Genomic DNA, 21,377 nt, shown 5'->3' on the forward strand with positions numbered 1-21,377 from the left:
ATCCAAAGTTTATTATACTTTATTGTTAGCATAAAATGAATATATATAATTTTAATATTCTACTACTTGTTTATATTTTCAGTTCTGGTGTTTTGCTGCAGATTATATATGCTTGTCAGTAAATCATGTGTAAAATTGGCACCTCTAGATATAAGTAAGCCCGTCAATACTTGTCCAACGTAACTTATCTTTGGAGAAAATCCAATTAAGCTCAATATATCAGCACCTGTTATTAGACACAATAGAATTCCAACCATTATCGCACCAAGTTTATTAAAATCCACTTTTCCATGATCAAAAACCATTTTTATTGTTTCCCATAAGGCTTCTGCCACCGCAGCTAAAATAATAATACTAGCTAACTTATCCATCAATTTATCCCCCTTAGTTTTTTTATAAATATATTCAACTTGAGCGATAAAAATGAAAATAAGGCAATTATATTTACTATAATTAGCCTTACTTTAAATACCTTAACAAAATATTCTCTTATATTTTACTATTTAAAATTTATTTTGCATTTTTAGCAGCTTCTAATACTTGATCAAAATTAGGCTGACTAGATACTTCCTCTAGGTAATCTGCATATACAATTCTGTTACCAGAATCTATAACAAAGGCAGCTCTAGTTAATAAGCCTAGTTCTTTTATATAAGTACCACTTACATCTGCAAAGCTCCTATCCTTATAATCAGAATATATTTTCACATTTTCAATGCCCTTAGCTGCACACCATCTTGCTTGAGCAAATGGTAAGTCCATAGATATAGTATAACATGTGATATTAGGTAGTTCTTTTACCTTGTCATTAAAAGTAGCAACTTCAAGATCACATACTGACGTATCTATAGATGGAACTGCTAATAGTATTCTTACACCAGTTGTATCTTTAAAATTTAAAGAATTCATATTAGGATCTGTTACAGTAAACTCAGGAATAGTTTCATTAACTGCAAATTGTTTTCCCTTAAGCTCTACATCATTGCCCTTAAACTTTACTTTCATAAAAAACACTCCTTATTTAAAAATTTAATGATACAGTTTATCAAAAGCAAATTAATCTAGTTTTTTCATCATATTTTCGTTATACATTAGCCTATGCGTTGAAGCCCAATACACTGAAAAATAGAGAACCAGTAGGTTCTCCTTTTATTATCTATGATGTTGAACTAAATCTATAGTTCCTAAAACCACGTGAGCTAAACCAAAACCTAAAAGAGCAGTCTCCGCCATAGGTACAATTTCTTTTTTTCTCATCCCATGTTTTCTAAGTTCATTTGCTCTTAGAGCTGCGGTTCCAGCAACTACTACACTACCTATAATTGTTGGTATTGTTCCTTCTTTTATTCTCATTAATAATCACTCCTTTCATATATAGTATTTTAAGGAGAAAAATATTAATTATTCTAAAACTTTTTTCCACTTTTTGCTTTTCTAAGCTGAAGTGCTTTATTACTAGTACAAAAGTGAAATAAATAAAAAAAGGCATATATTATGCCTTTAGTCTTTTTAATATATATTCACTTAATTCTTCGAATTTACTAAATTTAGTTTCATTCTCTTCCTCTACAAAATAATAAAACTTTTCAGAGTCTTCATCTTCTGATTCATAGTCAAAAACTACTTCTCCAAGTTTAACTTCGTCTTCTTCCCAAATTTCAACAAAATAGTTTTCTGCATCCTCATTAAACTTATCTAAAGCTTTATTTATTTTTTCAGTTGTTAGTTCAACACTTACACCTTCGTCATTAGTTGAAAAAACTATAATAGTCATCTTATCTACCTCTTATCCTTCTTTTAAAATCAGATTTTTAATTTATAGATGTACCCCTTCAAATCGAAGTGTTACATCTTTATTATGGTATAAATTAGTATATCATATTTTCACTATATCACATACTATATTATTTCTTTAATAAAATCCACATAATTTTATATTATATAAATGCTCATTTACGAGTATTTTATTTAAAATAATAATGTATAAGATTATTGTTGAAATTAAATGCAATAAACCACTTAGTTTATTTTAATATCCACTAACAACGTTTAAAGTCCTTTATTGTTAGTAAATTAGAACACCAAGTGGTTTATCAATATCTATTCTATTAAATTATTATACGTACTAATTAATTATTTTAAGCCATCTTCATAGCTTTGGATCATCTTTTTAACCATGTTTCCACCTACAGATCCATTTTCTCTAGATGTTAAATCTCCATTATAGCCTTCCTTTAGATTTACACCAACTTCTTTTGCAGATTCTTGTTTTAAATTATTTAAACCTTGTTTAGCTTGTGGAACTAAAGTTCTATTATTTCTTGCCATTGTAAATCCCTCCTAAATAAATATGTTTTGTGTTTCTTTGTAATACTATTTTGTATAGTTTTTAATATTATATTTAGGTATATTAATGGAATTAAAAGAATTTAAATCCTTTTAATGAATTGCTTTCTTCTTGTATCTCTTACCTGATACTTCTACACTACCTATTGTTATTAAAGCATTCTCATCAAATCCCTGAACAATGGATTTTACTTTAGCTATTTCTAACCTGGAGACTACAACATATATAACATTTGTTTCGATGCCTTTATAACCACCTTTACCATCAAGCAAAGTCACACCACGTCCTAGCCTGTCCACAATCGCCTCAGTTATATCACTATGCTTCTCAGATATTATAGTAACAGCCTTTGACTCATCTAGACCTTCTACTATCACATCAATTACCTTAAAGGCTATAAAATAAGCTATTAATGAATACATTGCCCTATCAAATCCGAAAATCAATCCAGATACACCAAGGATAAAAAGATTGAAAAACATTACTATCTCACCTATAGAAAAGCTTATTCTTTTATCTAAAATAATAGCTGCTATTTCTGTACCATCTAAAGAACCACCATTTCTGATTATTAACCCAACTCCGGTTCCCATAATAACTCCGCCAAAAACAGCTGCCAGTAATATATCTTTAGTTATTCCTGGGATAGGATGAAGAAATGCAACAGAAAAAGATAAACAGATTACTGCATATAAAGTTGCTATTGTGAAAGTTTTTCCTATATGCTTATAACCTAAGATAAAAAAAGGTATGTTTAATATAAAAGTAAATATACCTAACTGAATGCCAGTTATATGACTAAGCATAATAGATATACCCACAACTCCTCCATCTATTAGATTGTTAGGAATTAGAAAGATTTCAAGCCCAATAGATGCCAGTACTGCTCCCAATGTAATAAATATAAATTTAAAAAGTATTACGAAATATTTGTTTTTCAATAAATCACCTACCTTATCAATTTATTATGTCTTAAAATACTTTTTTATCATTTTTTATAATATTATAATAACATATTATCAATTATAACGCAAATTTATGACTTTTACGCAATTTAAGCAGGATTACGATCTTATAGAATTTTTAATACTTCTTAATAATATAAAAGCAACAGTATAATTAAATATTTTGTTGAAAGTTGACAAATTTTAGTTGTATAATAGGCAGAGAGTATAATTTTTATGAATAGGAGGTTAAATTTTTTTATTAATTATTACATTACATTAAAATCTTGGCAAGGTGGTAATAAAATGAAGTCTTCAATTAGAAAAAAACTTATGTTTTCTTTTGGTGCAGTAGCAATAAGCAGTATATTCACAATAACTTATATGTATCTAGTAATTAATGGGTACGTAAGCAAAGACCACTTAAACACTGTATTTATAATAGCTATACCGATATTTGTTTTAAGTATGTGCTTTGCATCTTTCATAACTTATGTTTTGACTAAAAATATTAGAGTAGTAAACCACGTTCTGGAAAGAACAGCCAATTTTGATTTTACTCTTGATGAAAAGGCATACTCACAGTTAAGTAAAATCAAAGGAACAGATGAATTAAAACAAATGTCAGATGCAGTTTCTAATATGCGAACAGAGCTAAAAAAACTTATAACAGCTATTGTAGAAAGTTCAGATAAAGTAGAGATTCGTTCAGAGGATATGAATAGAATCGTTGAGCAAAATGCATGCACAATAGAGTCAATAACTAGTGCAGTTAATGGAATTGCAAATTCATCAAATGAACTATCTAGCAGCACCTTACAGGGTACTGAAAAATTGGAGCATCTAGCAGCCCAAATAAATGATATAGGTGATTCAACATCAACAATAAAAATTTATATCGATAAGACCAAAAAATCAAATGATACTGGTATTGAAAATATTAATAAGCTTGTAGATACTATTAAAGAAAATGAAATTGTTTCTGATAAAGTAGCTATGAGAATAAGTAATTTAAAAGATCAATCAAATCATATAAGCAATATCACAAATACCATTAACGACATAGCTAGTCAAATAAATCTATTAGCACTTAACGCCTCTATTGAATCCGCTAGAGCAGGTGAAGCCGGTAGAGGATTTGCAGTAGTAGCTAATGAAATCAAAAAATTGGCAACTGAAACTGAGCAATCAACAAAAGAGATTGAACAAATAATAACAGATTTTCAATCAATGATATCTGAGACACAAGAATACATGACAGAGGCATCCAACATGATACATAAAACTGGACAAGTTTCAGAAGAAACTGGCAGTACTTTTCACTCAATTAAAGAAAATGTTGATAGTATATTAAACAAAGTAGATAGGCTTATTTTAAGCATTAATACTGTCAATGAAAAGAAAGAAAATGTTGTGAATACCATTGAGGAAATAGCTGCTGTAACTGAAGAATCCGCTGCGAACACTGAAGAGATTTCAGCTTCCTTAGAAGAGCAAAGTGCCAACATGGAACAAGTTCTTAGCACTGCCTCTCAATTAAATGATATAGCAAAAGAATTACATGAGCACACAAATAAATTTAAAATTTCTTAGGCTACGAAAAAGGCAATGTTTTTTTATTATACTTTGCTTTCATGTAAGGTTCCTAAAGAATAAAAAGATCACTGAAGAAAATATCTTCAGTGATCTTTTTATTTAACTGCACTTTTTAACCTAGTAAAGTTTTTGACAATGGAAATATTATACTTCGTAATCCACGCAGGTTCTATCTTCCTTTACAGCCCCAACAAATCCAGCAACCTTTAAATGTTCAGCATGATTTTGATATATATCTAAATCTTCAAAACTTTTAAACTCAGAATATAGTACTACATCATATGAATTGGAAGGGTTATTATTTATTCCAACTTCAATACCTTGTATTTGAGGAATTTTATCTTTCAAAGCTTCTAAGCCTGATTTAATTTTCTCAGCGTTTGTTTTTTTATCATTTCCTTCAGCAGATTCTTTTAATCTCCACATGACAATATGTTTTATCATAATATTTCTCCTATTATACTGTAAATTTGTGAATGAACCATATCATGCAATCATATATCTATCTGAAATAATTACATAGGCTCATTTTATTTATTTTATATTTTATTCTATTGGCAAATTATTTTCAAGCTCAAGGTTAATTATTGATTTTATACTTTAATTTCATAAGTTTATAAGTAAGAATAATGATTGGATTATATGATTGTAGAGGGTATGCTACACCTACTTTCAGGACGAAGCTATATCTTTTTAGTCATTGTTTAAAATTTGTTCACTTATATTTTTCACATTTATATGCATACTAATATGATAGTCACATATAAATTAAATTATCATTATAAGTTGTTTTTAATTATTTTTACATATATAGGATTATACATGAATTATATAGCTACATTTTAATTTTTCATATTTTAAGGAGGTTTTTATGGTAAAATTCTTAAAAAACTATACCCTCACTTCCATTAAAATAAAATTAACTATCATATATTTGTTAAATGCTACAGATATTTTTTTTACATTGATTTTAATTAATAGCGGCTACTTTTATGAGGGAAATTATATTATATCACCATTCCTTACCAAGCCTTTTATAGCAATCCTTCTCAAATTAATGCTGCCTGGTGCATTAATAATATTATTAAATCACCGAATAAAAAAAGCTACTGCAAGTCAATTAAGTTTATCAAATCTAGTTATTGATGGTTGCATGATAATGTATCTAATAATTAACTGCTTTCATATTGGCTGGCTAACACTATTGCACTTTTATCTGCATTAATATAATGAAAATTCAAATAATCCTTGTTTATGATTTTATTTTTTCAATTCTTTTTTTAAATCTAAAATAGCTTTTGCTATAGCTTCTGCACACTTAGCTTGTCCGCTGTTTGAAGCTATAAATTTACAATCTTGTTCATTGGTCAAGTATCCTATCTCAACTAAAGTTGAAATTGCATCATTATTCTTTAATACGTACAAAGGGGAATTACTTTGGTACTTTATATCACGTTTTTCAGAATACTTTAATTTATAAAGCTCATCTTGTATCCTTTTTGCTAATAGCTCATCTTTTGTATTAGGTTTATTACACCAAAGCTCAATTCCTCGTATTGAAGAATCTTTAAAGCTATTGCAGTGAATAGACACAAAAACATCTGCATTACTATCATGAGAAATTTTAACTCTTTTCTTTAAATCTTCTTTATCATTTAATCCTAATATGGTCTTATCATCTTTTCTTGTATATACGACTTTAATATTATTCTTTTCCAATATTTCTCCAACTTTTAAACCTACCTTGAGAACTACGTCTTTTTCTAGTATACCATCAGCACTTTTAGTCCCCTTATCATAGGCTCCATGTCCTGGATCTATACACACTACAAAATTCTGTTTTGATTTTACTAAAAGAGTGTTTTCGCTAATCTTATCACCTTTACTTTTAAATATTGAAAATATACCACTTATAGCAAGTAACATAAAAATTGATATTACAGACAAACTAAAGGCTAATCTTCCGATTTTAATTCTATATCTCTTCCTCTTCTTTCTCATCCTGAATCTCCTAACTTAAACACTAAAGATATACTATTATTTGAAATCGAAACAATTTATCTTTTCATTATACGTTTTACATAATTTGTATATTTACTTTTCATTTTACATCTATATCTGAAAAGTGTAAATATTATGTATATGCTTTTTTTAAAATTTTATTACTCAATTACAGCTATAAATATGATAATAAATTTAAGGGATAAGATTAAGTTAAATAATTTTTTCTATACGATAATAAATAAACTTCAAGTTATATCAATTGATATAACTTGAAGTTTATAAATAGAGATTTATATTTTAGCCAAATTTCTATTAAATTTTTGTAATAAAAACAACGCTACAGTTAACATTCCAAATACTAAAAATAGTTTTGAGGTATTTAAAAACATACATAACCCTCCTACTGTAAGAGATCCTAAAGGTGTAGCTGCCATTGCAAGTGAATTAAATACTCCTGCTACTCTACCCAAATACTCTTTTTCAATCTTCTCCATAAAGGCTACATTTATTACCATTAACAATACCCCTGAAGATATTCCTAACACTAATCCTATTGTCACTAAAGCTGGATAGATTCCAATCTCAAGTTTTAGTTGACCTACAATAAAATATAATATATATACAAAACCTATAAAAAAGCCTGATACTATAAGTAAATAAAGTCCTTTAACTCTTCCTCTTATTTTTGGAAAAATAAAAGTTCCAAAAGCCAATCCTATAGTTGCAGTAAATTGTATTACTGAAACTACTTCTACACCTTTCTTTAATACATCTTTAACATATGCAACAACTAAAGTATCAATTGGAATAAGCAGAATATTAACTAACGCACCGAATAAACAGATGTTAAATATTAACCTATTGTTCTTTAAATATACAAAACCACCTTTCAAATCTTTAAAATAACCGTCTAAAGCAATCTTATCTTTTTTAATCTCTTCTCCTTTATATTTCACTAAAAGTATTAAACTCCCGCATACATAAAAGGTGATTGCATCTAATAAGATGGCCCCAGATATACCTATAGCCGCTATGATTCCTCCTGCAACAGCAAGTCCTATCATTTCAGTAATTCTTGAAGCTGTAGAACTAAGTGACATTCCATAAGAATACATCTTCTTATCTAAAATATATGGTATTGAAGCCATACTAGCTGGACTCTGAAAAGCCTCAAAAGTTGAATTTAAAAAAGTTATTATAAATAAATGTATAGGTAATAATAAATGAAAATAGAAAAGTAATGCAGTTATAGACACCATTACTCCTCTTCCCATATTACATATAAAAATCACATGTTTCTTCTTTCTATATCCTACTAATACTCCAGATAAAGGCTGGAATAGTATTGTAGGGATTGCATTAACCCCAAAAATAGTGGCAAGTAATGTAGTAGATCCTGTAATTTGATATACCATCCATCCATATGCAATAGTATCTATTGAGTCCCCAAATCTAGAAATCAAATTTGATATTCCATAAAGCATATAAGACTTTTCCTTCAATACAAGTTTATAGCCGGTTTTCTTTTCTAGTGTTGTTTCCATAATAGCCCCCTATATTTTATTTACATCATAGCCACATTAGATATTTATAACATAACATTAGATTGTAATCTAATGTTATAATTCTATTTTCTGAAAAGTATTATGACTATAACACAGCTTCTATTTTGTTCTAATTATATTATATGTTTCCATTAGATATTAGTCAATTAATATTAGATACTTATCTAATATTAATTGATAATTAGCATTTATTCATAAAATCATAAAAATAAATAGAGTGTTTTATCTAATTTGATACAAATCAGACAAAACACTCTATTTACTTGCTTTTAATCATTTTAATAGAATTTCCTCTAAATCCTTTAAGAACTCAGAAATATTATCTTTGTTCAATCTATAATAAACCCTATTTTCTACTTTCTCAACACAAATAAATCCATATAGCAGCAAGTTATTCATATGATAGGATACAGTGGCTGTGGTAAGATTTAGCTTTTCTGCTATTTCTATGCCATAGTGCTCCTTTTGTTTTAAAAGCTGTAAGATCTCTAATTTACTCTTATCGCTTAATATCCTTAGTATGTTCTGAACCTTATTCTTCGAATCCTTACTTTTTGAAGTTAGGCTGACCATATATTCAAACATAACTCCAAAGTAAATAAATAAACCGTCTTCATGAAACTTTGCAGTAACACTATATTGGTTTGCTATAGCAGGATATACTATAATTTTCTTTAAGCCATCCATATTTATACTAATAAGATTACATATATATTTATCATCTTGCTTTATTCTATCCTTAAGCTCTAAAACAACTTTATCTGATAAAGTTAAAACATTTTTCACTGAAACTTTATAGGCTTGGATATTTAAAAGTATTGTATCAATTAGCCTTATGATATATCTCTTAGCATCATTTAATATTACTATTAGCTTCCATTTTGCTTCACTGCTAATATTCTTATTGCTAAAATACTCTATTGCCTTATCCACTTTTAAAGGTAAATCTTCTAAATTATCGTATTCCGCGTCTTCTAATACATTCACAATATTTTTGAAAACTTCACTTTTTACTTCTTCTTCACTTTTATTAATGATACTTTCTTTATATACTAATAAGTCTTCATCTGCTTCAGTATTTATAAGTAATCCAGCTATATGTTTACTATCATAATTACCATAAATATCTTTAAAAAACAAATCTAATTCAGAAGCATCTATAGTACACTTCTTCTTGAAGGCCTTCAAATACTTTTCTATTTCTCCATGCATTTTCTTAAGAGTAGTATTATTGGTAAGGTTGTACTTATCTAAGGTTTCAGCACGGCTACTGTTTATTGCCTCTTCATTGGCTAGGTAATAAAAACACTCAATTACTTCTATAACTTCCTTAGGTTTTTCTCTTATCTCTATGTCCATTCTTTTCCTCTCTGTTACTTTCAAAATTATACTTATAATATTTGATAATCAATAAGGGTATCAATTACCCACTTTCCATTCATTCTTCCAAATGCCATTGAGTCAATAACCTTGCAAGGTATATCATATATTTTCAAAGCTTCACTGATATTGTTAAAGGCATATTTAACCTGTGGTGCTAGAAAGACAAATTCAACGGTCCTAAAAAACTCTTCCTGAGCCTTTATATTAACTTTATTTAAGTTGGCACCACCATAATAAAACCTGATCGCTTTGCCATCTAGTTCTTCATTATGCTTATTACTTAATGTCTCCATAGTAGAATTATATCCAAGCTTATTAGCTTCGCTTACAATCTTGCTTACAAATAAACTGGAAGTCATTCCTCCAGCACACAAAACCAAAATATTAACCATAATCTACCTCTCATATTTTAATTTATCAATCAGAATCTTTCCCTACATATAAAAAACTTACTTATCACTGATTTTCTTAACCTCTTCACCGATTATTCTTATGCCAGTTTCAATGTCTTCAATACTCACCTTGGAAAAGCCTATTCTCAAGGTGTCTCTCCCACCGCCATCTGTATAGAATATATCTCCCGGAGTAAAAACCACACCTCTCTTATAGCAGCCTTCTAAAACTTTTCTCGAGTCAATGCCTTTCAGCTTTGCAAATATATGCAAGCCCCCTTCTCCCATTATAAACTCATTTGGTACATTTTTCATTACTGCTGAAGAAGTGAAGCTATATTTTTCTCTGTAATGCTTTCTAACCTTTTTTAGATATTTATTAAAGGCTCCGCTTTTCATATAGTTGTATAGAAGTGCTTGATCTAAAAATGAACTATGAATATTCCTGGCTCTTTTTACACTCTCTAAAGTACCTAGTAATTTCTTATCAGCAAGAATCCACCCTATTCTAAGACCTGGAAATAGTATTTTAGATAGACTTCCTACATAAATAACTCCATTTCCCTTACCACATAAGCTGGCCAATGGAGGAACATGAGAACTTGAATATAGAAGTTCTTCATTAAAGCCATCCTCTATAAGAGGCACAGAATGTCTTTTAAATATTTCTAGAACCTTTCTTCTATGCTCTCCCTTCATTACTATTCCTGTAGGATTGTGGTAGGAAGGTATTATAAACCCTAACTTTGGTTTACTACTTTTAAGCAACTTCTCAAGCTTTACAAGATCCATACCTTCTTCTGTCATATCAACTCCTACAATCTTTAGTCCATGGGCTCTCATTATTTTTAAAGCTGTATTATGAGTTGGATTTTCACATATTATCGTGTCCCCAGGCACAGTTAATGAATTTATAAGTATATCGAACGCTTCTGTAAATCCATTTGTTATTAATATATCCTTCCCCTTTATATCTACACCTTTATTGGCCATATATTCTAGCAAATACTCTATAAGAGGTTTATAACCTTGAGCATAACCATAATTCAAGAGTTTTTCTCCTTGAAAAGACCACGTATTTAAAAAGGCTCTTTTAAACTCTTCAATATCAAATAAGGTTTCATCTGGAGCAATGCTCTTAAAGGAAATCATTCCTCTTTCCCAGGGTAACTCTGTTTTTATTATATCCAGACTTTCACAGGTATCAGCATAGTTATTTATTCTAGAGTCCCACTTTATATCAAAGTCTTCTTCTTTAACTTTAGTTATAGTATTGACAAAAGTACCTTTTCCCTTGATGCTTTCTATAACCCCTTCACTTTCTAAGTTTTCGTATGCTGTCACCACTGTGCTTCTGCTTATTTTTAGTATTTCACTTACTTCACGGGTAGAAGGGAGCTTGCTTCCCTTTTGAAGCAGCCCCCTGGTTATACTTTCTTTTATATGCTTTTCAATCTGTATATAAATTGGCTCTTCTTTATTAAAATCAAAGAATGAAAAAATCAAATATATCCCACCTCTTACACTAATGAGTATTCTATTATTTTGTCTAAAAGCTCGCTGTACTCCATATTAGCACCTTTTGCACTTCTAGGAAACAGGGAACCTTTTGTCATTCCTGGAGCAGTATTTAATTCTAAGACATAGGGAATACCACTACTTACTATAATATCAACTCTTACATAAGCTTTGCAATCAAATATGTCCCAGCATTTCTTAGCTATAGCTTCCATCTTACCTTCTAACTCTGGAGAAAGCTTCACTACTTCTTCTTTAGTCTTTTCATCAAAGTATTTTGATTGGTAATCAAAAAAAGTGCTGCTTGCTTTAATCTGAAGTATAGGAAAAACCTGACCATTTAATAAAGGTATAGTATATTCCTCTCCTTTTATATATTCCTCCACTAATAATTCATTATCAAACTTAAAGGCTTCTTTAACTGCGTCTATAAGTTCATTTCTATCCTTTACTATAAAGGTTCCAATACTGGAACCACCTGAGTTTGGCTTAACTACCATAGGGTACCCTAAACTCTCTAGGCCTTCTATGTCATAGCTATTATTTTTTATGCTTATCTCCTTTGCTACTGTTAAGCCACCATCTCTCATTATTCTTTTTGCTTGTTTCTTATTCATGCATAAGGCACTGGTAAGTACATTACAACCAGAATAAGGTATTCCTATCCCTTCCAGCAAAGCCTGTACAGTACCATCCTCTCCAAATGCTCCATGAAGAGCTATAAACGCAAAGTCTATATCTTTAACTTTATCATAAATTTCAACCTTAGAATCTATTATTATTGGAACTACCTCATATTTATTTTTATCTAAATTATTCACCACTTCATTGCCAGATAAAAGAGAAATTTCTCTTTCTGATGATATTCCACCCATTAATACTCCAATTTTCATATAAATCTCACTCCTTATACTTATACATAACTCTCTATAACAATAGTATAAGAGTAGCTTGCTAAATAATTAAGTACCACCCTATTGGAGTTTTCATATATAGGTGGTTTGAGATATAAAAACTCCTATAAGTTTTTTAATGTATAACTTAATCGTTGAGTTAGGAATCCTATAAACATCACATATTTTATAATTTAAAAAACAGCAAAAAGCAGCTGGATGGGGGAATCCAACTGCTTTCTTTTATTTGTAAGTGTGGTCGATCGATTTATTAACTTAATTATATAAGCAGATTATTAACACAGTATTACTAATTTAAGAATAATTAGTTAACAATTTTATTCCGCATTCTTCAAAGATTCAATCATATCAATTTTGTCGAATCTCTTATACATAGCAAGATTTACTACAACTGAGAAAAGAATTGTTAACAGAACTGAATATAAAAAGTAAATAGGCTTTATGGTTCTCAAAAACATTATTACATTGGTTTCAGCAGTAGATACCACAAAACTATTTATAAATATGCCTACTCCAATACCTACTATACTTCCTATAACGGTTAAAATCATATTTTCTCTGTATATATATGCTGCTAGTTCTGGGTTGTAAAAGCCTAGAAGCTTAATAGTTGCAAGCTCTCTTCTTCTCTCATTTATATTAATATTAGTAAGATTGTAGATTACTACAAATGCTAGAACTCCAGCTGAAGCTATAAGAAGTAATACTACTGAATTTATACTATCCATACTCTTATTAAAATCAAGATGGGTATTGCTCTTAAAGCTTGTTGCTCCTAGCTTATCTATGCCAGAAAAGCTTTCAGCTATTTTATTTTGACTTTCCTGAGACTTATCCTTCACACGTCCATAGAATGAGCTATACTTTATATCTTCCCCCATTAGGCTTCTATAGTACTTAGGACTCATGTAAATATAATGCTGTACATAATGCTCGGTTATGTCAGAAATTTTAGCTTTTATAACCTTATCATTGACACTGATTTCTATAGTATCTCCTATTTTTTTGTTAACAAGCTTAGATAGCTTTTCAGTGATTATAACCCCATCATCTTTAAGTTCTAGTTTCTTTTCGTTCATAGATAACTTCACATAGTTATTTAATTCAGAAGGCTTATCTGGCACAACCAAATATGCATCTTCTTTAGAAGCATCAGCCTTATTAACTGTTGAATTCTTAGAATAAGTAAATAAAATTGATTTAATGTTGTTATTACTCATAACTTTATTTTCTATGTTCTGCTTTTCGCTATTATCTATATTTTGAGTCAAGGAGGTCTGCATATCATAAATATAAATTTCATTGAACTGCTTCTCAACAGCACCTATGATCCCATCCTTAAGACCATATCCAGTTATCATAAGTCCTGTACAAGCTGATATTCCAATTACCGTCATAAAAAATCTCTGCTTATATCTAAAGATATTTCTTGCAGTTACCTTCCTTGTAAAGCTTAATCTCTTCCAGAAGAAAGTAATTCTTTCAAGTAGTATTTTCTTACCTGACTTAGGTGGTTTTGGTCTTAAAAGGGATGCTGGAACCTCTCTTAGCTCACCTAAAGTAGCTGCTACTGCCGCTATAGTTGTAAATAAGATTGCTACTAAGCATGCTTCGATAGCTAACTTAAAATTAAATGGCGCTATAGCCTTAGGTATAGCATAAAGTGAGGTGTATGCTTTCATAATAAGTGGAGGAAATAATCTAAAACCAAAGGATATTCCTATAATACTTCCCATTAGACTGGCAGATAGTGAGTATATCAAGTAATGAGCAACTATTGAGGCTCTTGAATAGCCTAAAGCCTTAAAGGTACCAATTTCAATTCTATTTTCTTGCACCATTCTTGTCATAGTTGTAAGACTTACAAGAGCTGCTACTAAGAAAAATATCAGTGGAAAGGCTTTTCCAATGTTATCAATTCTATCACTGTCCTGTCTATAATTTTCGTATCCCACATTCTGAGATCTTCCAAGAACATACCATTCAGGATTTTTTATATCCTTCAATTTATCTCTATTCTTTTGAATCTCCGCTTCCCCATCTTTAATCTTTGTATTTGCTTTATCTTCTTCTTCCTTTAGCTTTGCAGCATTATCATTTAATTCTTTTTCTCCATCTTCAAGTTTCTTTTTAGCATCATTTATCTTTGTAAGACCTTCTCTCTTACCTTTTTCTAGGTCCGCTTCTGCTTGAGATATTTTTACTTTATTAGCGTCAAGTTCTTTTCTTCCTGCTATAAGCTGTTGTTCTCCAGCAAGAAGGGTACTCTCCTTAGCAGAAATTTCATTTCTTTTACTTGTGATTTCTTTCAACCCAGAATCAAACTGAGCTTTACTGTTAGTTAGAACTTGTGAATTTGGTATTTGACTTAGCATTCCACTGGTAGTAAGAAAATTGTAAATTGAGTCAAAATCTTTTCCTTTAACTTGGTTAGTATAAGCTTGATTGAGACCATTATACTGAGCTAAAAGTGCCACATTATTTGGGTCTTTAGCTAAACTTGCTTTTAAAGTTGCAAGCTGACCTTCTATTGAAGCAGATATAGAAGAGGCTGCCTGGTTCTTTCCAGCAATAATTTTACTTTCACCTTCATCTAGCTGCTTTCTACCAGAAGCTATTGCATTCTTTCCATTATCTATATCCGCAGCACTAGCATTTAGTTTTGCTTCACCAGCATTAATAGCTGCTTTTCCATCTTTAAGCTGCTTTTCTCCATCTGCAATCTTTTTATTATACAAATCTTGATTTTTATTAAGCTCTACCTTACCTTGCTCAAGTTTACTTCTGCCATCATCAAGCTTATTATGAGCATCTGCAAATTTATCTGCTGCTTCCTTCTTAGAGCTATTAAGCTTATCTTCTGCTTCTTTCAATTTATCTTCTGCAGATTTTATGACCTCCGCATACCTGACCTTGCTTCTCTCAACTCCAAGCTCCTTGAAGTTCTTATCCATACTAGCAATAGCATCTTTATATTTGTCATTTTCTAAAAGACTGTTTTTACCTACTTCCTTATCTGCTTTTACATAAATTTCGGTAAACACTTCACTCTTAAACACTTCTGGCAATATGTACACAAAGCCTTTTACAGAGCCGTTTCCTACTGAGCTAAGCTGCCTTTGGCCAGAAATGTACATTGGAGACTTAGCAGTACCTACAATCTCAAATTCAGCATTTTTCAGGTTATCTTCAATCTTTGTATCATTACCTGAGGCAAATTTAATTTTATCTCCTAGCTTAAACTTATATTCCTTTAAGAAGTTCTCTTCCACAACAGCTTCATTGGCGCTGCTTGGTCTTCTACCACTAGTAAGAAGTATGCTGTTTATAGCCTTTTCCTCAGGAAGAGTATTTATGTTTAATACTAGTTCATGATTGTCTTTTTCAATAACAGCATCAATTGAGTATGCACCTTCTGCATCGATTACTCCTTTTTGCTTCCTTACTTCCTCCAAATCTCCCTTTGTAAGTCCAAGGGTAGATATAAGTTTAAAATCCATAAAGTTAGTATCATTTAGGTATACATCTGCCGATGTTTTCATATCTGGGCTGGTAGCTCTTACACCTGCATAAAAAGCTACTCCTACTGCTATAATTACTACTATAGACAAGAATCTTGAAAGAGTCTTTTTAATATCTCTAAATAAGTTTTTAAAAAATGTCTTCTTCATAATTTACCACTCAATACTTTCTATTGGCACTGGATTACTATTTTTCTTAACACTTTCAACCTTGCCGCTTTTAACCGTTATTATCTTATCTGCTATAGGTGCAATAGCAGTGTTATGAGTAATAACTATAACAGTCATATTATATTTTTTAGAGGTGTCAGAAAGAAGCTTTAATATAGACTTACCAGTATTATAGTCCAAAGCTCCTGTAGGCTCGTCACAAAGGAGCAATTTTGGATTTTTAGCTAGTGCTCTTGCAATAGAAACTCTTTGTTGCTCTCCGCCTGATAACTGAGAAGGAAAATTATTAATTCTGTGTTCAAGACCTACGTTTTTAAGAACTTCTACTGGATTCATAGGCTCCTTACAAATCTCCACAGCTAATTCTACATTCTCTACCGCATTTAGATTTTGAACCAAGTTATAAAATTGAAATACAAAACCTATATCCTCTCTTCTATACTTTGTAAGCATTTTAGTGTTATACTTGCTTATCTCATTGCCATCAACAAAAATTTGACCATCAGTAACCTGATCCATCCCACCTAAAAGATTAAGTATAGTTGATTTTCCAGCTCCACTTGCACCGAGTACAATGACGAATTCTCCTTTTTCAATAGAGAAAGAAACATCATCTACTGCTTTAATAACAACTTCGCCCATGGTATAACTTTTTCTTACATTTTTTAACTCAATAAAATTCCCCATTGACTTCCCTCCATGTTCATTTGTGAACCTCTGTTCTCTTTTAATTTAAAACTTCTCTAAAATAACCTTCTTTAATGATACTATAAGAGTAACAAATTTGATCTTCTAATACATTGATATAAAGTTTCATCTTTTGTATTTTTCTGGCATCCTTACTTAAGTATACTATATAATTTTCATATTAAAGTTCTACATACTCAAGTTTTGATAAAACATCTTTGAAAAATAAGTCAATTAAATCAAATATAAGTTTTCTAACAACAAAGCTTTCACTTTTCTCTTTCAAAATAATCGCAATACTCTCTACTAAGCTATAAGAAAGCAGATAAATTATAAAGTTATCCTTCATTTTTCTATTTTGAAGCGAAAGTGCATACTCCATGACTTCTGTAACTATTCTAGTTATGAAATCTATAAACGTTGTCTTACAGTTTTCATATTTTGAGCCTTCGCTTTTATTAAGAAGAATTGATAGTTCAAGCCTGTTGTCATCAAATATCTCCATTATCTTTTCCAAAAGATCATAGAAAATATCTTCTGCCTTATCATTTAGCTCAACTTTCTTGAATTGACTTATATAGTCCATTACTTTGTGGTAAACAGAACCAATAACGCTTTCATATAACTCCTCTTTGCTTTGAAAGTATTTATATATATTTCCTACAGAAGTACCAGCACTCTTAGCTATATCTCTTACTGAAGTTGATTTATATCCCTTACAATCAAATTCTTTTATAGCCTCTTCTATTATATTTTTTCTTATTTCATCCTTTTGATATTGCATTAGAAAACCTCCGTTCACTTTTAAAAGTTTACTCCTAAAAATTTCTAATGTCAACCTGAGCTGGTCATACCAAACAATGATTGCTTTGTTAAATCTACGTAAAATTCATTTCATGCAGCTAAACAATATCGTATAATGTATTTGTTTAAAGGTTTTATACAACCCCTTAATAGCATATCTAATATTTTTACAAGGAGTGTTTTAATGAAATATATGAGTAGTATTTTGAAGGGTGTTTTTATTGGAATAGCCACGTTAGTGCCTGGAGTTAGCGGAGGAACTATGGCAATCATCTTAGGAATATATGATGATTTAATACATGCTATAGGTTCATTTTTCACTGACTGGAAAAAGCATTCCTTATTTTTGTTTCAGGTAGGCTTAGGAGGACTTTTAGGAATAGGACTTCTAAGTAAATTATTAGAAAGCATTATAGATAGATATCCTACTATGATGCAATATCTCTTTATTGGCATCATAATTGGTGGACTGCCAGTGTTGTATAATAAATCTAATATAAAAGCAAAAAAATCTAAGTCTGATTTTCTTTTTCTTATATTAGGTTTTGCTATGGTGCTTCTATTAGGCTCGGATCCAAACACTGTGAGTACAATGGCATCTGGTAAAGAAACTTCTAACTTACTATTTCTTTTTATAGCAGGAATAGTAATTGCAATAGCACTTATATTGCCAGGCATCAGCGCCTCCTTTATACTTTTAACTTTAGGCTTGTATGAAATTACTTTAAAAGCTATAAACACTCAAAATATAACTTTCTTACTTCCAATAGGATTAGGAATATTGGTTGGTACATTAGCCTCTACCAAGGTTATAGAAAAGTTTTTGGATAAACACCCAAGCAAAGCCTATATGCTAATAATTGGCTTTGTATTAGGTTCTCTCATTGCAGTATTTCCTGGAATACCTTTGGGATGGGACATCCTAGCCTCAGCAATTGCATTTATTTTAGGCTTGACTGGTATATACTTTTTTAGTCTTAAAGCCTCTAATTAATGAATTCACTTTCATTGTTATTAAACAACATAAGTTCTGCCCAATAATACATTGATTAAAATACTAACTGTATCTTCAGTATAACTAAATTATATTCCACTTGATACATTAGAAAAACGAGCTACTTCCTTCTCAAATAATTTAGATTTTTGTTGGAAGTGATGACTCTTTAAGTAAAATAAAAAAGGAAGTTAGCACAACTTCCTTTTTTATTATATCTATTTAATTTATTCAGAAAATATTTTCTCATATACCTTTATATCATTTTCACTTTTTCCATCTAGCAGACCATAATAATGATTCTTATCGACATTCTTCTTAATCTTTTTTTCCGTAATTATATCATTAAGAACCTGTATTGCATCTAACCTTCCGCCTTCATTATAAATGGTACTAGCTGCATTAAAAGATTTACCATCTCTAAGATTTATATTATACACCAAATCCGTATAACCTCTCCCTCTTGTCTTAGCTTTTATATCACAAGATACGATATCGTTATAGCTATATAGTATCTCTTTCGATTGAATGATATTATGTCTTACTATCTTGTTTGGTGAGAGTTCATAATAATTTTTTATGGTATAAAAAAAAGCTGCAGATAAAAATACAAATATCATAAGAAAACAGACATTATATCTAAAAGAACCAATCTTTGTCTTTGAAGGTATCTCATTTATTGCCCCAAAGCTTATTTCGTATACTACATCTCTTTTAGAAATCCTTAGAATAACAAAGTACAAAACCAAGGTTAGTATAGCTATTGCAGGAATAACTGAATATATAGCAGTGTTTAAAAAGGTATTAGCAATTAGGAAGCTTTGGGCTTGTCTATTGCTCACAACCAGCTTATCCACCATTAACTCTATACCAAATAAATATAGTAAACATACTAATATCACTAATATTCCAGTGCCAATTCTTTTTATAAGTTGTCCCATATTTTCTACATCATTAAAAAAGCCACTACCCACGGTTAAATCCCCCTAATAAATACCATCCTCTTTAGTTTTATAATGAATATTTATTTATAAAATATGCATCATGGTTATTATAAGATATATTTAATAAAAATTCCCATGAATATTGTCGAATTAAATTATTTTTTATTATTATATAGATGTACCACTTCATACTTACTTGTATTCACAAAAATTCCTTTCAAAATCCAGAAGAGTTTTTATAAATAGCCTTCAGATTGAAGTGGTAGATCTTTAGTTAGGGATTATATGAAACTCTGCACCTTCTGTGTTTTTTATAAGGTTTGTAAGCATTTTCATTCTAAAATAATTTTTAATCTTTTTCTTAAAAGAACTGTTATTTCCTATTATTACAAATGTTATATAATTTTCACTTATATATTTACACAAGGATTTGATGTAAGACTTACTCTCAACAACTAAAAACTTAGCTCCTAACCTTTCAGATAAAGTTTTTAGTCTAATCTCTAATTGGGATAAATTGCTATTGCTTAGATTAAATAAACTAGTTTTTCTTATATAAATAACAAATAATTCAGAATTAAATCTTTGTGCCATCTTTTCTCCTCTAATCACTAGTTTCCTAGAGGCAGCTTCTGAATCTATTATCACCATTATTCTCTCTGCCACATGCCAATTTAAATTTATATTTTTCTGTTTCATGTAATTATATAAATCTGTATCTACTTCATCAGCTGCTGCCTTTAAGCAAATACTTCTAAGTGCATTTAGAGTATTCTTATTATAGTAGTTTTCTATTCTACTATTATAGTACTCATTAAATACTTTTCCTTCTCTAAATCTTCTTATTAGCTCTTCTGGAGGTAAGTCAACAACTATAACCTCATCTGCTTTGTCAATAATCTCATAAGGAACTAACTCCGATACCTCTATCCTTGTAATATTAGTAGTTAAAAAACTCAAACTTTCTATATGTTGAACATTTAGAGTAGTTATAACATTTATACCTGCACTAAGTATCTCTAGCACATCTTGGTACCTCTTTTTATTCTTTGATGTTGGTGGATTACTATGGGCTAACTCATCTATCAAAACAACCTCAGGTTTTAACTTTATGATTCTATCTACATCAGGCTCATATAACATTTTGCCTTTGTATATAACTTCCTTTAAAGGTATCTCTTTGATTCCTTCTTTATTTTTCTCTGTGTCTGTCCTGTTGTGAGCCTCTAGATACCCTATAACAACGTTTTGACCATATTTTATCCTTCTTTTTGCCTCATTTAGCATAGAATAAGTTTTTCCAACCCCTGGAGCATATCCTAGAAATATCTTCAACTTCCCACGAGAGGAACTTTCCGCTATCTTCAAAGCTAACTCTGGACTTGTCCTTATAAACTTACTACACATTCTATTACCTCTTAATTTTTAATTTTATATTTATCTATCAATATAGAAGACTCTAAGCTTTCAGCACTTTAAGACTAATAATACTTTTACTATAAATATTGGCTATGCTTAAGATTATTGTTGAAATTAAGTGGTTAAGAAGGAGATGCTATATGAGCGAGCAATTAGAATTAAATGATTTTTTCA

The 21,377-nt window shown here is 30.1% G+C and carries 20 protein-coding genes; 2 read left to right on the forward strand and 18 right to left on the reverse strand.

Annotated features, from left to right (window positions below):
- Positions 1-62 precede the first annotated feature (62 nt).
- The 6 genes from GXK57_RS10955 to GXK57_RS10980 all read right to left on the reverse strand — a co-directional run bounded on the left by GXK57_RS10955 (position 63) and on the right by GXK57_RS10980 (position 3,288).
- On the reverse strand, positions 63-371 hold the full coding sequence (locus GXK57_RS10955; protein ID WP_160675757.1) for a hypothetical protein: 309 nt from the start codon (positions 369-371) through the stop codon (positions 63-65).
- A gap of 139 nt (positions 372-510) precedes the next feature.
- Positions 511-1,005: a thiol peroxidase gene (tpx, locus tag GXK57_RS10960; protein WP_160675760.1), complete on the reverse strand. Its 495-nt coding sequence runs from the start codon at positions 1,003-1,005 to the stop codon at positions 511-513.
- 147 nt (positions 1,006-1,152) lie between these two features.
- Positions 1,153-1,353, reverse strand: coding sequence for an asparagine synthase (locus GXK57_RS10965; RefSeq protein WP_160675763.1), 201 nt, complete (start codon positions 1,351-1,353; stop codon positions 1,153-1,155).
- A gap of 139 nt (positions 1,354-1,492) precedes the next feature.
- Positions 1,493-1,774: a hypothetical protein gene (locus GXK57_RS10970; protein WP_160675766.1), complete on the reverse strand. Its 282-nt coding sequence runs from the start codon at positions 1,772-1,774 to the stop codon at positions 1,493-1,495.
- A gap of 359 nt (positions 1,775-2,133) precedes the next feature.
- Positions 2,134-2,328 carry an alpha/beta-type small acid-soluble spore protein gene (locus GXK57_RS10975; RefSeq protein WP_160675769.1) on the reverse strand — a complete coding sequence of 65 codons (195 nt, stop codon included), beginning with the start codon at positions 2,326-2,328 and terminating at the stop codon, positions 2,134-2,136.
- A gap of 111 nt (positions 2,329-2,439) precedes the next feature.
- A complete protein-coding gene (locus tag GXK57_RS10980; RefSeq protein WP_160675772.1) occupies positions 2,440-3,288 on the reverse strand; it encodes a YitT family protein in 849 nt (282 codons plus the stop codon).
- 309 nt (positions 3,289-3,597) lie between these two features.
- Here GXK57_RS10980 and GXK57_RS10985 point away from each other — a divergent pair, with 309 nt between their 5' ends.
- Positions 3,598-4,884 (forward strand): methyl-accepting chemotaxis protein, encoded by a 1,287-nt coding sequence (locus GXK57_RS10985; protein ID WP_160675775.1) that lies wholly within the window; start codon positions 3,598-3,600, stop codon positions 4,882-4,884.
- Between the two features lie 147 nt (positions 4,885-5,031).
- Here GXK57_RS10985 and GXK57_RS10990 read toward each other — a convergent pair whose 3' ends face one another.
- The 10 genes from GXK57_RS10990 to GXK57_RS11035 all read right to left on the reverse strand — a co-directional run bounded on the left by GXK57_RS10990 (position 5,032) and on the right by GXK57_RS11035 (position 17,826).
- Positions 5,032-5,331, reverse strand: coding sequence for a Dabb family protein (locus tag GXK57_RS10990; RefSeq protein WP_160675778.1), 300 nt, complete (start codon positions 5,329-5,331; stop codon positions 5,032-5,034).
- Between the two features lie 816 nt (positions 5,332-6,147).
- A complete protein-coding gene (locus GXK57_RS10995; protein ID WP_160675781.1) occupies positions 6,148-6,888 on the reverse strand; it encodes an N-acetylmuramoyl-L-alanine amidase in 741 nt (246 codons plus the stop codon).
- A gap of 293 nt (positions 6,889-7,181) precedes the next feature.
- Positions 7,182-8,435 (reverse strand): MFS transporter, encoded by a 1,254-nt coding sequence (locus GXK57_RS11000; protein WP_160675784.1) that lies wholly within the window; start codon positions 8,433-8,435, stop codon positions 7,182-7,184.
- 294 nt (positions 8,436-8,729) lie between these two features.
- On the reverse strand, positions 8,730-9,815 hold the full coding sequence (locus tag GXK57_RS11005) for a winged helix-turn-helix domain-containing protein (protein ID WP_160675787.1): 1,086 nt from the start codon (positions 9,813-9,815) through the stop codon (positions 8,730-8,732).
- 32 nt (positions 9,816-9,847) lie between these two features.
- Entirely contained in the window at positions 9,848-10,231 is a 384-nt protein-coding gene (locus tag GXK57_RS11010) for a hypothetical protein (protein WP_160675790.1), read from the reverse strand.
- A 57-nt stretch (positions 10,232-10,288) separates the two neighbouring features.
- Positions 10,289-11,737: a PLP-dependent aminotransferase family protein gene (locus GXK57_RS11015; protein WP_160675793.1), complete on the reverse strand. Its 1,449-nt coding sequence runs from the start codon at positions 11,735-11,737 to the stop codon at positions 10,289-10,291.
- Positions 11,738-11,751: 14 nt separating this feature from the next.
- Positions 11,752-12,642 (reverse strand): D-alanine--D-alanine ligase, encoded by an 891-nt coding sequence (locus GXK57_RS11020; RefSeq protein WP_160675796.1) that lies wholly within the window; start codon positions 12,640-12,642, stop codon positions 11,752-11,754.
- A 338-nt stretch (positions 12,643-12,980) separates the two neighbouring features.
- Positions 12,981-16,334, reverse strand: a complete 3,354-nt coding sequence (locus GXK57_RS11025; protein ID WP_160675799.1) for an FtsX-like permease family protein — start codon at positions 16,332-16,334, stop codon at positions 12,981-12,983.
- Positions 16,335-16,337: 3 nt separating this feature from the next.
- The gene (locus GXK57_RS11030; RefSeq protein WP_160675802.1) at positions 16,338-17,042 is read right to left on the reverse strand and encodes an ABC transporter ATP-binding protein; all 705 of its coding nucleotides are present in this window, start codon (positions 17,040-17,042) and stop codon (positions 16,338-16,340) included.
- A gap of 181 nt (positions 17,043-17,223) precedes the next feature.
- Positions 17,224-17,826: a TetR/AcrR family transcriptional regulator gene (locus GXK57_RS11035; protein ID WP_160675805.1), complete on the reverse strand. Its 603-nt coding sequence runs from the start codon at positions 17,824-17,826 to the stop codon at positions 17,224-17,226.
- Positions 17,827-18,030: 204 nt separating this feature from the next.
- On the opposite strand from GXK57_RS11035, the gene GXK57_RS11040 reads away from it, so the two are divergent.
- A complete protein-coding gene (locus GXK57_RS11040; protein WP_160675808.1) occupies positions 18,031-18,840 on the forward strand; it encodes a DUF368 domain-containing protein in 810 nt (269 codons plus the stop codon).
- Between the two features lie 227 nt (positions 18,841-19,067).
- Here the strand turns inward: GXK57_RS11040 and GXK57_RS11045 are convergent, their stop codons facing one another.
- Positions 19,068-19,814, reverse strand: coding sequence for a hypothetical protein (locus GXK57_RS11045; protein ID WP_160675811.1), 747 nt, complete (start codon positions 19,812-19,814; stop codon positions 19,068-19,070).
- Positions 19,815-20,054: 240 nt separating this feature from the next.
- Positions 20,055-21,191 carry a sensor histidine kinase KdpD gene (locus GXK57_RS11050; protein WP_160675814.1) on the reverse strand — a complete coding sequence of 379 codons (1,137 nt, stop codon included), beginning with the start codon at positions 21,189-21,191 and terminating at the stop codon, positions 20,055-20,057.
- Positions 21,192-21,377: the final 186 nt, after the last annotated feature.

This window comes from Clostridium sp. C8-1-8 (genome assembly GCF_009928445.1).
Lineage (GTDB): Bacteria > Bacillota > Clostridia > Clostridiales > Clostridiaceae > Clostridium_AR.